Raw genomic sequence first — 12,934 nt, forward strand, 5'->3', positions numbered from 1 at the left:
GAAAATGAATGGCAGAAGTATCAGTCAAACAACTTGCCACTGACATCGACACGCCGGTTGATCGTCTTCTCCAGCAGTTTGTCGATGCCGGTATCAGCAAGAGCAAGGCCGACGACCTCGTCAGCGAGTCTGAGAAACAGACTCTGCTGGCTCACTTGAAAAAACAGCATGGAGGTGACGAGATCACCGCACCAGCCCGCATGACATTGCAGCGCAAGACCAAGAGCACCATCAGTGTTCAAGGAACTGGCGGCAAGAACAAGGAAGTGCAGGTTGAAGTGCGCAAGACTCGCACCTATGTAAAACGCTCGGCGCTGGAAGATGAACAGCGTCAGGCGGAAGCCGAGGAAAAAGCGCGTTTGGAAGCAGAAGAAAAAGCTCGTCACGAGGCCGAGAACAAGGCTCGTCTCGATGCTGAAGAGAAGGCTCGCCGTGAGGCTGAGCAGGCTCGTCGTGAAGCTGAGGAAAAGGCGCGGATCGAGGCACAATCAAAGGCTCGACAGGCTCCACAGCCCGCCAAAGTAGCCGCTAGCACAGCTCAGCAAGAGGCAGAAAAGATGGCCAAGCGCGAAGCAGAAGAACTGAAGCGCCAACAGGAACAAACCGCTTTGCAAAAAGCAGAAGAACTCGCCGCCAAGAAAGCCGAAGAGGCTCGTCTGATGGCGGAACAGAACGGCCCTCGCTGGGCTGAAGAAGAAGCTGCTCGCGCCAAAGAGAGCAGTGATTACCATCTGACCACCAACAAGCATGCGCAAGCCGCAGAAGACGAGTTGGACCGGAAGGAAGAGACCAGTCGTCGCACTGCGGCTGCTGCGGTCAAGGCCCCGAAAAAGGCTACTCGCCGCGAAGACGACCGTGACTCCCGCAACCCCCGTGCTCGCAAAGGCAAGCGCGGCAAGGTCGCCATGCCCAACGCCATGAAGCACGGCTTCAACAAGCCGGCTGCCGTGGTGAACCGCGATGTCGTCATCGGCGAGACCATCACTGTGGCCGAGCTGGCCAACAAGATGGCCGTCAAGGGTGTCGAAGTCATCAAGGCGATGATGAAGATGGGCGCCATGGCCACCATCAACCAGGTGATCGATCAGGAGACCGCTCAGCTGGTCGCCGAGGAGATGGGTCACAAGGTATTGCTGCGTCGTGAGAACGAACTGGAAGAGGCGGTACTGTCCGATCGTGACGAGACCTCCGAAGCCAAGCCGCGCGCACCTGTCGTGACCATCATGGGTCACGTCGACCACGGCAAGACCTCGCTGCTTGACTACATCCGCAAGGCCAAGGTTGCCGCTGGCGAAGCCGGTGGCATCACTCAGCACATCGGTGCTTACCACGTCGAAACCGACAGTGGCATGATCACCTTCTTGGATACTCCGGGTCACGCTGCGTTTACCTCCATGCGTGCTCGTGGTGCCAAGTCGACCGATATCGTGGTACTGGTCGTCGCTGCCGATGACGGCGTCATGCCGCAAACCATCGAAGCCATCCAGCACGCCAAGGCGGCAGAAGTGCCCATCGTGGTTGCGGTCAACAAGATCGACAAGCCTGAAGCGGATCCGGATCGCGTCAAGACCGAGCTGGCCCGTTACAACGTCATGTCCGAAGACTGGGGTGGTGACAGCCAGTTCGTGCATGTCTCCGCCAAATCCGGCGAAGGCATCGACGATCTGCTGGAAGCCATCCTGATCCAGTCCGAAGTGCTGGAACTGAAAGCGGTCGTCGATGGCATGGCCAGCGGCGTCGTGATCGAGTCCTTCCTGGACAAGGGCCGTGGGCCGGTTGCTACCGTACTGGTACAAGAAGGTACTCTGCGCCAGGGCGACATCGTACTGTGTGGTCTGGAATACGGTCGTATTCGTGCCATGCGTGACGAACTGGGTCGCGAGATCAAGGAAGCGGGTCCGTCCCTGCCGGTGGAAATCCTGGGTCTGTCCGGTGTGCCGTCTGCCGGTGACGAAGCCACCGTTGTACGTGACGAGAAGAAAGCCCGTGAAGTGGCACTCTATCGTCAGGGCAAGTTCCGCGACGTCAAGCTGGCTCGCCAGCAGAAGGCCAAGCTGGAAAACATGTTCGCCAACATGACCGAGGGCGAAGTGTCCGAAGTGAACGTGGTGATCAAGGCCGACGTACAGGGTTCCGTGCAAGCTATCTGCGATGCACTGGTGCAGCTCTCTACCGACGAAGTCAAGGTCAAGATCGTGGGTTCCGGGGTCGGTGGCATCACCGAAACCGACGCTACCCTGGCAGCTGCTTCCAGCGCCATCCTGGTGGGCTTCAACGTCCGTGCCGACGCTTCTGCGCGCAAGGTCATCGAATCCGAGAGCCTGGATCTGCGTTACTACTCCGTCATCTATGACCTGATCGACGAAGTGAAGCAGGCCATGAGCGGCAAGCTGGCCCCTGAGTATCGTCAGGAGATCATCGGTCTGGCTGAAGTCCGTAGCGTCTTCAAGTCACCGAAGTTCGGCGCCGTTGCCGGCTGTATGGTCACCGAAGGTGTGGTCAAGCGTTCCAACCGTATTCGCGTTCTGCGTGACAACGTGGTTATCTATGAAGGCGAGCTGGAATCCCTGCGTCGCTTCAAGGATGACGTCAACGAAGTCCGCAACGGTTACGAGTGTGGTATCGCGGTCAAGAACTACAACGACGTGCGTGAAGGCGACCAGATCGAAGTTTACGAGACCATTGAAATTCAGCGGACTCTGTAAGCCGAGCGTTAGAACAAATAGGGGGCTGCGGCCCCCTTTTATCGCAGGATAGAATATGGCCAGAGAATTTAGCCGGACCCGTCGGGTCGGGCAGCAGATCCAGCGTGAAATCGCGCTGATCTTGCAGCGCGAGGTGAAAGACCCGCGCATCGGTATGGTGACCGTCTCCGACGTGGAAGTGTCCAAGGACCTCAACTATGCCAAGATTTACGTCACCTTCTTGCAGCTGGAGAATGACGCCGAGCGCATCGCGGAAGGGCTCAAGGGCCTGACCGAGGCGGCCGGTTACATTCGCAGCCTGCTCGGCAGCGCCATGCGTCTGCGGGTGGTGCCGGAGCTGCGTTTCTACTACGACCAGACCCTGGTCGAGGGGATGCGCCTCTCCAACCTGGTGACCAACACTGTGCGTGAAGACAAGCGTCGCATGACCGAAGCCGGTCGTGAAGAAGACGAAGCCGCACCGGATGATACAACTGAGGATAAAGCCTGAGATGTCTCGAAGACGTCGTTTCAAGGGCCGTGACGTACACGGTATCCTGCTGCTGGACAAGCCGACCGGTCTGACCTCCAACGATGTGTTGCAGAAGGTCAAGCGGATCTACAACGCGGCCAAGGCCGGCCACACCGGCGCCCTGGATCCCTTGGCAACCGGCATGTTGCCGATCTGCCTGGGCGAAGCCACCAAGTTCTCCCAGTATCTGCTGGAGGCGGACAAGCGCTATGAGGTGACCGCCAAGCTGGGCGAGCGCACCAACACCAGCGACTCCGACGGCGAGGTGGTCTCCACCCGTCCGGTGAACGTGGCCGTGGGTACCCTGATCGAGGCGCTGGACCAGTTCCGCGGTCCCATCATGCAGGTGCCGTCCATGTACTCCGCTCTCAAGCACAACGGTCGTCCGCTCTACGAGTACGCCCGTGAAGGCATCGAGATCGAGCGGGAAGCCCGTCCCATCACGGTATTCGAGCTCAAACTGCTGAGTTTTGAAGGTGATGAAGTGCGCCTCGAAGTGCACTGCAGCAAAGGCACCTACATTCGCTCCCTGGTGGACGATCTCGGCGAAGTGCTGGGCTGTGGTGCTCACGTCACCCAGCTGCGTCGTACCCAGGTGGCCAGCTATCCCTACGACAGGATGCTGACCCTGGAGCAGCTCGAATGTATCTTCGAGCAGGCCAAGGCCGAGAGCATTCCGCCGCGGGAGCAGCTGGATCCGCTGCTGCTGCCGATGGATACCGCAGTGGCGTCCCTGCCCGAGGTGAACATGTTGACGGCCGTGGCCGCCTATGTGAACCAGGGCCAGGCCGTGCAGGTGGCGGGTGCGCCGCAAAGCGGCCAGGTACGCATGACGGTGGGCCCTGAGCGCGAGTTCATCGGCGTCGGCGAGATCGACGACGAAGGGCGAGTCGCCCCCAAGCGGCTGGTGCGTTATCACGACGATCGCGACGAGGAGTGATCCTCTGGCGGTCTCGCCCTGGCTCACCGGCCAGGGCGCGTGCAGCTCGTTCCTCTTTGTCGTTGCGAAAAGGGGCGGCTGCGATTATGATACCGCCCTCATTTCACGGCTGAATTAGAGATTGGCTGTGAACCTTTAAACACTCTACTGGAGTAATACCATGTCTCTAAATGCTGAGATCAAAGCTTCCATCGTTGCTGACAACGCTCGTTGCGCCAACGACACCGGTTCCCCCGAAGTGCAGGTTGCCCTGCTGACTGCCCAGATCAACCATCTGCAAGGTCACTTCAAGGAGCACTCCAAGGATCACCACGGTCGTCGCGGTCTGCTGCGCATGGTTTCCCAGCGTCGCAAGCTGCTGGACTACCTGAAGCGTAAAGACGTTCAGCGTTACGCTGCTCTGATCGCCAAGCTGGGTCTGCGTCGTTAATCGACCATCAGATTTCGCGAAAAAGGGGAACCGTGAGGTTCCCCTTTTTTATGGATCATTTTTATCGCGCGGCAAACCGTTGCCTGCCTCACAGAATGCGTGCCACCGCTTACCTTTTGATGCGAATCAAGTATACTTGCACGCGAATTTAAAGCGCCAAATTGTAAAAAGGAAATTCACGTGAATCCTATTGTAAAGTCATTCCAGTACGGTCAACACACCGTCACCCTGGAAACCGGTGTGATGGCCCGTCAAGCCACTGCGGCCGTCATGGTCAGCATGGACGATACCTGCGTATTTGTGACCGTCGTCGGCAAGAAAGAGGCCGATCACGGCCGTGATTTCTTCCCGCTGACCGTCAACTACCAGGAGCGTACCTATGCTGCTGGTCGTATCCCGGGTGGTTTCTTCCGTCGTGAAGGCCGTCCGAGCGAAGGTGAGACCCTCATCTCCCGCCTGATCGACCGTCCTATTCGTCCGCTGTTCCCGGAAGGCTTCCTCAATGAGGTTCAGGTGGTTGCCACCGTCATGTCCGTGAACCCGGCCGTGTCCCCCGACATCGTTGCCATGATCGGTGCCTCTGCTGCCCTGGCCATCTCCGGCATCCCGTTCGGCGGCCCGATTGCTGCTGCCCGCGTGGGTTACATGAACGGTCAGTACGTGCTGAACCCGACCACCACCGAACTGCCCCAGAGCGATCTGGATCTGGTGGTTGCCGGTACTGCCAACGCGGTGCTGATGGTGGAATCCGAAGCGGCCATCCTGTCCGAAGAGGTGATGCTGGGCGCCGTGGTCTATGGCCACGAGCAGATGCAAGTGGTGATCAACGCCATCAACGAATTCGCCGCCGACGTGGGTACCCAGCCGTGGGACTGGACCCCGCCTGCCGTCAATGAAGCGCTGAAAGCCAAGGTTGCCGAGCTGGCCACCGCCGAGCTGGGTGAAGCCTACCGCATCACCGAGAAGGCCGTGCGTTACGCCGCCATCGGCGCCATCAAGGCTCGCGTGGTCGAGCAGGTCATCGCCTCCGGCGTGGAAGAAGATGCCAAGAAGATCGGCGAAGAGTTCCACAGCCTGGAAAGCCGCATCGTCCGTGGCCGTGTGGTCCGTGGCGAGCCGCGCATCGATGGTCGCGATCCGGAAATGATCCGCGCCCTGTCCGTCGGCACCGGCATCCTGCCCCGCGCTCACGGCTCCGCCCTGTTCACCCGTGGTGAGACTCAGGCCATCGTGGTTGCGACCCTGGGTACCGAGCGTGACGCCCAGAACATCGACGAGCTGTCTGGTCACCGTGCCGACCGCTTCATGCTGCACTACAACTTCCCGCCGTACTGCGTCGGCGAGACCGGCATGATGGGCAGCCCCAAGCGTCGTGAGATCGGTCATGGTCGTTTGGCCAAGCGCGGCGTTGCTGCCGTGATGCCGAGCGCCGCCGAGTTCCCGTACGTGGTGCGCGTGGTGTCCGAGATCACCGAATCCAACGGTTCCTCCTCCATGGCCTCCGTCTGTGGTTCCTCCCTGGCGCTGATGGACGCGGGTGTGCCGATCAAGGCCTCCGTTGCCGGTATCGCCATGGGTCTGGTGAAGGAAGAAGAAGGTTTCGTCGTGCTGTCCGACATCCTGGGTGACGAAGATCACCTGGGCGACATGGACTTCAAGGTGGCCGGTACTACCGAAGGTATCACCGCGCTGCAGATGGACATCAAGATCGAAGGCATCACCAAAGAGATCATGGAGATTGCCCTGAAGCAAGCTCGTGGCGCTCGCCTGCACATCCTGAAGGTCATGGACGAAGCCATCCAGGCGCCGCGCGCCGAGATCTCCGATTTCGCACCGCGCATCCACACCATCAAGATCAATCCCGAGAAGATCAAGGACGTGATCGGCAAGGGTGGTTCCGTGATCCGTGCCCTGACCGAAGAGACCGGCACCAACATCGAGCTGGATGATGACGGTACCGTCCGCATCTCCGCCGTTGCCAACGAAGCCGCCATGGAAGCCATCCGTCGCATCGAGGCCATCACCGCCGAGATCGAAGTGAACCGCATCTATGAAGGCAAGGTTGTGCGTCTGGCCGATTTCGGCGCCTTCGTCAATATCCTGCCGGGTAAAGACGGTCTGGTACACATCTCCCAGATCACCGATGCCCGCGTGCAGAACGTGGCCGACTTCCTGAAGATCGGTGACGTTGTGAAGGTGAAGGTACTGGAAGTGGACCGTCAGGGCCGCGTGCGTCTCTCCATCAAGGAAGCGAATGCACCGACCGAAGCCGCCGCCCCGGTTGCCGACGTGGCCGTTGCCGAAGAGCCGGCCGCCGAATAAGGCATCCGCTCTGCGAAAAGCCGACCTCAGGGTCGGCTTTTTTGTGCCTGTCTGTCTGCCTGAGGGGACCAGGGAGAAGAGGCCTTGTTCCTTTTGGCGCCAGTTGCTATAAGGGACGACTCGCCGTCACGTTGTCAAAAGGAAGTGCAGCATGTCATGGGCCTATCTCAGGCAGTTTCCCCCCCTGGTCTGGATCGTGATCCTGGGTACCTTCATGGTGCGCACCACCTTCTTCATGGTCTGGCCCTTTCTCTCCATCCTGCTCTACCGCGACTATGGCCTCTCGGCGACCCTGATCGGCCTCATCCTGGGGGCCACTGCGGCCCTCTCCACCCTGGTCAGCTTCTATGGCGGCTGGCTGTCGGACAAGTGGGGGAGGCGCAACATACTGCTGTTTGGCTGCCTGGTGTCGGCCCTGAGCGTCGCCCTGCTCGGCCTCTCTCATCAGGTGATCTGGCTGGCGATGGGGGTGATCGGCAGCGGGCTCTCCTACGGGCTCATCGACTCACCGGGCAAGGCGCTGATGGCCGATAGCCTGGCCGAGCCCAAAGCCCGCGAGCTGGCGCTGCACCTGCGCTATTTTCTGCTCAACCTGGGGGCGGCCATAGGCCCCCTGCTCGGGGTCAGTTACGGCCTGAGCGCACGGCAGGAGACCTTCCTGCTGCTCAGTGTCAGCTATCTGCTGCTCGGCTTCATCTTCTTCGTCGGCTTTCGGCTGGCCGCCTGTCAGGCAAGCCATGCCGCCGGCCCCGGCATGCGCGCCGTGTTGCGGGTGCTCTGGCAGGACAGGGGCTTCTTGCTGCTGACCCTGGCGAACGTGCTGCTGATGCTGGTCTATGTCCAGTTCGAGTCACCCCTGATCCAGTACCTGACCCGAGCCGGCACCCCTGAGGTGGAGCGGCTCATCGGCTGGCTGGTGAGCACCAATGCGCTGACCATAGTGATACTGCAGTTCCCCTTGTTGCACCTGACTGCCCGCTGGTCCACCAAGCGCCGGCTGCAACTCGGGGTGGCGCTCTTTCTCGGCGCCCAGCTGCTGTTTGCCCTCGGAAACACCGCCATCTGGTGGCACTGGATAGTGGCGGTGATCCTGCTGAGCGTCGGCGAGTGCATCCTGTTCCCCTTGCTCAACGTGCTGATCGATCAGATGGCACCGAGTCATCTGAAGGGGAGCTATTTCGGGGCGGCCTCCATGTCCGGGCTCGGGGTCGCCATCGGCGCCCTGCTGGGGGGCTGGATCCTGGCCAACTGGGGAGGTAGCTGGCTCTATGCCCTGATGGCACTGCTCTGCCTGGTGATCCTGATGCTCTATGGCTTGAGCACCCGGATCCCGCGCCCGGCGCTGGCCCGGGTCAGTGCCGGATCCTGATGATCAGAAGGTCAGCACCTTGTCGGCCGCCAGGGTCCACTGGGCCAGCAGGGGCAGGGTGCCTATCTCTATGCCCTCGATAAGTGGCAGGGAGCTGATGCCCCGTGCGTCGGTGCAGCTCTTGCAAAGCCGGATGACGGTGCCCTGTGCCAGCAGGATCTCCAGCATCTGGCGCAGGTTGTAACCCTCGGCAGGGGATTGGCCCGCCAGGGCGGCGCCGACGGCATCGGACATCAGGAAGAGTTTCAGGTCGATGCCTTCCTGCTCGTTGAGGGCTATCCCCAGACGCAGGGCATTGAACAGGGACTCGCTGCCATAGGGGGCGCCGTTGGCGATGATGAGGATCTGTTGCTTCATGGGACTCTCCGGGTTGAAAGGGGCATTGTAGCGTCGCCAGCTTGGCGGCGGCATGACCCAGTGCAAACTCTGTCGTAGCCCTTTCCCTGTGCCTTGACCTCGGGAGATGAGTCAGGTTTCATAGGCGGCCATCCAGTATGACAGAGCAAAGAGGTCGTTATGTGGAAGATTGCCGGAATAGGATTATTGCTGTTGGCCGGACAGGCTTATGGCAGTGAAAACGTCGGCTGCAAGGCCAGGCATCAGGCAGTGATCGAGCAGCTGAGCTTCGCCCGGGCGCACGATAACGCGCAGCAGGTGGCGGGCCTGGAGCAGGCCTTGCGCAACATCGAGGCCCATTGCACCGATGCCGGGCTCCTCGAGGAGCAGCAAGAGAAGGTCGCCAAGCAGAAGCAAGAGGTGGAGGAGCGCCTGGCGGATCTGCAGAGCGCCCGGGTCTCTGGCAAGCCGGACAAGATCGCCAAGAAGCAGGCCAAGCTGGAGGAGTCCCAGGCCGAGCTGCTGGAGGCCCAGCGCGAGCTTGAGGCGCTGCAAAAACTGGTCAAACCCTGAGGGAAGGGCAGCGCAATAGAAAAAGCCGGGCATGCCCGGCTTTTTCTATTTCTGGATGATGCAGTCCGTAACCCGCAGGTCCGGCATTACTGCCTGTGCATCAGCACAAACTTGTCCATCAGCTGCTCTTCGGTCTCCACCATATGGACAGGATCCCGGAGGATACAGTCAGTGAGTCGAAGACGCTGATGCCGGTTTTATTGCCTGTGCATCAGCACAAACTTGTCCATCAGCTGCTCTTCGGTCTCCACGTGGGCGGGATCCCAGATGATGCAATCGATAGGGCAGACGCTGATGCAGGTGGGCTTCTCATAGTGGCCGACGCACTCGGTGCAGCGATCCGGATCTATCTCGTAGATCTTGTCCCCCAGGCTGATGGCCTGGTTCGGACACTCGGGATCGCACATGTCACAGTTGATGCACTTGTCGGTGATGAGCAGGGACATATCAGGCCGCCGAGTGCGGCTGGCGGGTGTCCTGACGATCGCCCAGATTGCGCAGCAGTATGCCGTAGTTGATGTCGATCTCTTTCGGGACCGGCACATAGACCACGTGACCGTTGCCCGGCGCGGTATCGATGAGCTCGCCCTTGCGGTTCTGCATCTGCTCCAGATTGAAGCTGATGTTGCCCTGCGGCGTCATCAACTCCAGGCTGTTGCCCACCAGGAATTTGTTCTTCACTTCCACTTCCACCATATCGCCCTGGCGACCGGTGATCTCGCCGACGAACTGCTGGGTGTCGGAGACGGAGTAGCCGTAGTCGTAGTTCTGGTACTCGCTGTGGTTGTGACGACGCAGGAAGCCCTCGGTGTAGCCACGGTGAGCCAGGTTCTCGAGGGTGCCCATCAGGGTCGGATCGAACGGGCGACCGGCGACCGCATCGTCGATGGCTTTGCGATAGACCTGGGCGGTGCGGGCGCAGTAGTAGAAGGACTTGGTGCGGCCTTCTATTTTCAGCGAATGCACGCCCATCTTGGTCAGGCGCTCCACGTGCTCGACGGCGCGAAGATCCTTGGAGTTCATGATGTAGGTGCCGTGCTCGTCCTCGAACGCCGTCATGTACTCGCCGGGGCGGTTGGACTCTTCCAGCAGCACCAGGGCATCGCTCGGCTTGCCAAGCCCCAGGGTGTTGTCCGGGCGCACTTTGATGGGCTCCTGACGGTGGACAATCTGGCCCACGTCATCTTCCTTGCCCTCGTGCACCTTGTACTCCCAACGGCAGGAGTTGGTGCAGGTGCCCTGGTTGGGGTCGCGCTTGTTGATGTAACCGGACAGCAGGCAGCGGCCTGAGTAGGCCATGCACAGCGCCCCGTGGACGAAGACTTCCAGCTCCATCTCCGGCACCTGCATGCGGATCTCTTCGATCTCGTCGAGGGACAACTCGCGGGAGAGGATAGCGCGGGTCAGGCCCATCTGATGCCAGAACTTCACCGTGGCCCAGTTGACCGCGTTGGCCTGCACCGAGAGGTGAATGGGCATCTCCGGGAAGGCTTCACGCATCATCATGATGAGACCGGGGTCTGACATGATGAGCGCATCCGGCTTCATGTCCACCACGGGGCGCATGTCGCGGATGAAGGTCTTGAGCTTGGAGTTGTGGGGCTGGATGTTGGCCACCACATAGAACTGCTTGCCCAGCGCGTGGGCCTCGTTGATACCGAGCTGCAGATTCTCGTGATCGAATTCGTTGTTGCGCACCCGCAGGCTGTAACGCGGCTGGCCCGCATAGACGGCGTCGGCGCCATAGGCATAGGCGTAACGCATATTCTTGAGGGTCCCGGCGGGGGAGAGCAATTCTGGTCTGAACATGTTGGACTCTTTCTGTCTGATTGCAAATCAGGACGGCGCCACCTGATGGCGCCGTATAGGGTCATCGGCATGGTGCGACCGTACTCGACGCACGGCCATCCGATGAGGTACACCCAGAGCACGAGATGACTCGATACTCCTGATAAAAGGGGTGCGAGATTGTACTCGTGACGGCGCCATCATGCAATTTGGCGCTAGGGTGGCGGGCCGGATGCATGTTCATTTTGCGCTCAGATTGGCGATGTTAGGCTGACAGGCACCCGATACGGTCGATTGTTGGGGGGAGAATGGATCTTTTCCGCGAAAAAGCCCCCTCTTCAAGTTGAAATTTTGTCCGACTCGGGAAAGAATGCGCGCTCGGTATTGGCCTCGGGCGAGCGCTACTCGTGACAAGGGACAGACCGAGGATGAACCGGCTTCAGGCCAACAGGTACAGGAAACCATACAGGAATTTTATGAATCCCCTTCGCATTGCCGCTTCGGCCCTTTTTTGCACTCTGACCCTGGTCAGCCAGCAGGCCGCCGCCGTTGAATACGCGCTGCCAGCCGCCAACAGCCGTCTGATCGGTGAGAACCAGGAATACGTGGTGCCCGCAGACAACCGTCCGCTGGAGCAGATCGCCGCCGACTTCCAGCTGGGCCTGACCAACATCATGGAAGCGAACCCGGGCGTCGACCCCTATCTGCCGACGCCGGGCAGCAAGCTGACCATTCCGCATCAGCTGATCCTGCCGAATGCACCGCGCGAGGGGATCGTCATCAACGTGGCCGAGATGCGTCTCTACTACTACCCGAAAGGCAAGAACGTGGTGCAGGTGCTGCCCATCGGCATCGGCCAGCTGGGGGTCAACACCCCGGAGAACTGGATCACCAAGGTGGAGCGCAAGCGCGCCAACCCGACCTGGACCCCGACCGAGAACATCCGTCGCCGCTACGCCGCCCAGGGCAAGACACTGCCTGCGGTCTGGCCGGCCGGTCCGGACAACCCCATGGGCCTGCACGCCCTCTATATCGGCAACCTCTATGCCATCCACGGTACCAACGCCACCTTCGGTATAGGTCTGCGGGTGAGCAGCGGTTGCGTGCGTCTGCGCGCCGATGACATCAAGTACCTGTTCGACAACGTGCCGGTCGGTACCCGCGTCCAGTTCGTCAACCAGCCGGTCAAGACCACGGTCGAGCCGGATGGCGGTCGTTACATGGAAGTGCACGAGCCGCTGTCGCGCACCGAGGAGGAGTTCAACTCCACCGCCTCTGTGCCGCTCCCGATGACCCCGGCCACCACCCGCTTCATCGCCCACATGGACAGCGACTCCAACGTGGTCAAGCAGGTGCTGGAACAGCGTACCGGCATGCCGACTCGCCTCAATCCTGAAGCCTGATCGCCTCTGCGAGGTGTCAGGTAACAATAACGGCGACCCCAGGGTCGCCGTTATTGTTTATGCGGCTCAAGGGGCGGGCGGGGCATAGAGGGCCAGCCAGTTGCCTTCGGTATCCTCTATGATGACCCGGGAGCCGTGACCGCTGCCGATGGAATGCAGGGGTTCGAGCACCCGCCCGCCGAGCCGGGGAACCAGCTGCTCAGCCTCCTGCAACCTGTCACCCAGGGAGAGATAGATGAGGGGACCGGCGCCACCGGGCTGGTGGTATTTGTCCATGGGGCCGAGACAGGCGGCCGCGTTGCTGCCATCGTAGCGCAGCATGGCAAAACGCATCTCCTCCTCCTGTATGGGGGTGACCTGCACATCGAGCAGGGCCGAGTAGAAGTCCATGGCGCGATCCAGATCCCGTGTCGGAATGTCGGCCCAGACCAGGGTGTTGTCCATCTTCGTATTCTCCAGCATGTTCCGGCCGATGCGGTCGGTGGCTCTTTGAGGGTAGGAGTGGGCGATGAGGGGCGCCAGAGGTAAAAAAGCGGCGCCTGATGGCGCCGCTTCTG

Annotated in this window: 12 protein-coding genes; 8 read left to right on the top strand and 4 right to left on the bottom strand. The window is 60.6% G+C overall.

Annotated features, from left to right (window positions below):
• Positions 1-8: 8 nt before the first annotated feature.
• The 6 genes from infB to ACB039_RS06015 all read left to right on the top strand — a co-directional run bounded on the left by infB (position 9) and on the right by ACB039_RS06015 (position 8,277).
• Positions 9-2,705: a translation initiation factor IF-2 gene (infB, locus tag ACB039_RS05990; protein WP_005326640.1), complete on the top strand. Its 2,697-nt coding sequence runs from the start codon at positions 9-11 to the stop codon at positions 2,703-2,705.
• Between the two features lie 55 nt (positions 2,706-2,760).
• Positions 2,761-3,195, top strand: a complete 435-nt coding sequence (rbfA, locus tag ACB039_RS05995) for a 30S ribosome-binding factor RbfA (protein WP_005326642.1) — start codon at positions 2,761-2,763, stop codon at positions 3,193-3,195.
• 1 nt (position 3,196) lies between these two features.
• The gene (gene truB, locus ACB039_RS06000; RefSeq protein ID WP_042648796.1) at positions 3,197-4,156 is read left to right on the top strand and encodes a tRNA pseudouridine(55) synthase TruB; all 960 of its coding nucleotides are present in this window, start codon (positions 3,197-3,199) and stop codon (positions 4,154-4,156) included.
• A 160-nt stretch (positions 4,157-4,316) separates the two neighbouring features.
• A complete protein-coding gene (gene rpsO, locus ACB039_RS06005) occupies positions 4,317-4,586 on the top strand; it encodes a 30S ribosomal protein S15 (RefSeq protein WP_005326646.1) in 270 nt (89 codons plus the stop codon).
• A 180-nt stretch (positions 4,587-4,766) separates the two neighbouring features.
• The gene (pnp, locus tag ACB039_RS06010; protein ID WP_338888080.1) at positions 4,767-6,908 is read left to right on the top strand and encodes a polyribonucleotide nucleotidyltransferase; all 2,142 of its coding nucleotides are present in this window, start codon (positions 4,767-4,769) and stop codon (positions 6,906-6,908) included.
• 151 nt (positions 6,909-7,059) lie between these two features.
• Complete coding sequence (locus tag ACB039_RS06015; protein WP_371165289.1) at positions 7,060-8,277, top strand: MDR family MFS transporter; 1,218 nt, start codon at positions 7,060-7,062, stop codon at positions 8,275-8,277.
• A gap of 3 nt (positions 8,278-8,280) precedes the next feature.
• Here the strand turns inward: ACB039_RS06015 and ACB039_RS06020 are convergent, their stop codons facing one another.
• Complete coding sequence (locus ACB039_RS06020) at positions 8,281-8,634, bottom strand: DsrE/DsrF/TusD sulfur relay family protein (RefSeq protein ID WP_371165290.1); 354 nt, start codon at positions 8,632-8,634, stop codon at positions 8,281-8,283.
• A gap of 159 nt (positions 8,635-8,793) precedes the next feature.
• On the opposite strand from ACB039_RS06020, the gene ACB039_RS06025 reads away from it, so the two are divergent.
• Positions 8,794-9,186 (top strand): DUF1090 domain-containing protein, encoded by a 393-nt coding sequence (locus ACB039_RS06025; protein WP_371165291.1) that lies wholly within the window; start codon positions 8,794-8,796, stop codon positions 9,184-9,186.
• Positions 9,187-9,383: 197 nt separating this feature from the next.
• Here ACB039_RS06025 and ACB039_RS06030 read toward each other — a convergent pair whose 3' ends face one another.
• Together ACB039_RS06030 and yegQ are read right to left on the bottom strand one after the other, a co-directional pair.
• On the bottom strand, positions 9,384-9,632 hold the full coding sequence (locus ACB039_RS06030; RefSeq protein WP_371165292.1) for a YfhL family 4Fe-4S dicluster ferredoxin: 249 nt from the start codon (positions 9,630-9,632) through the stop codon (positions 9,384-9,386).
• A 1-nt stretch (position 9,633) separates the two neighbouring features.
• The gene (gene yegQ, locus ACB039_RS06035) at positions 9,634-10,995 is read right to left on the bottom strand and encodes a tRNA 5-hydroxyuridine modification protein YegQ (RefSeq protein ID WP_371165293.1); all 1,362 of its coding nucleotides are present in this window, start codon (positions 10,993-10,995) and stop codon (positions 9,634-9,636) included.
• A gap of 455 nt (positions 10,996-11,450) precedes the next feature.
• Here yegQ and ACB039_RS06040 point away from each other — a divergent pair, with 455 nt between their 5' ends.
• Positions 11,451-12,377 carry a L,D-transpeptidase family protein gene (locus ACB039_RS06040; RefSeq protein ID WP_005326662.1) on the top strand — a complete coding sequence of 309 codons (927 nt, stop codon included), beginning with the start codon at positions 11,451-11,453 and terminating at the stop codon, positions 12,375-12,377.
• Positions 12,378-12,443: 66 nt separating this feature from the next.
• Here ACB039_RS06040 and ACB039_RS06045 read toward each other — a convergent pair whose 3' ends face one another.
• Positions 12,444-12,839: a VOC family protein gene (locus ACB039_RS06045; RefSeq protein WP_162519240.1), complete on the bottom strand. Its 396-nt coding sequence runs from the start codon at positions 12,837-12,839 to the stop codon at positions 12,444-12,446.
• Between the last annotated feature and the right edge of the window lie 95 nt (positions 12,840-12,934).

Origin of the sequence: Aeromonas sp. S2(2024) (genome assembly GCF_041402505.1) — a bacterium.
In the GTDB taxonomy this organism is placed as follows: Bacteria; Pseudomonadota; Gammaproteobacteria; order Enterobacterales; family Aeromonadaceae; genus Aeromonas; species Aeromonas media.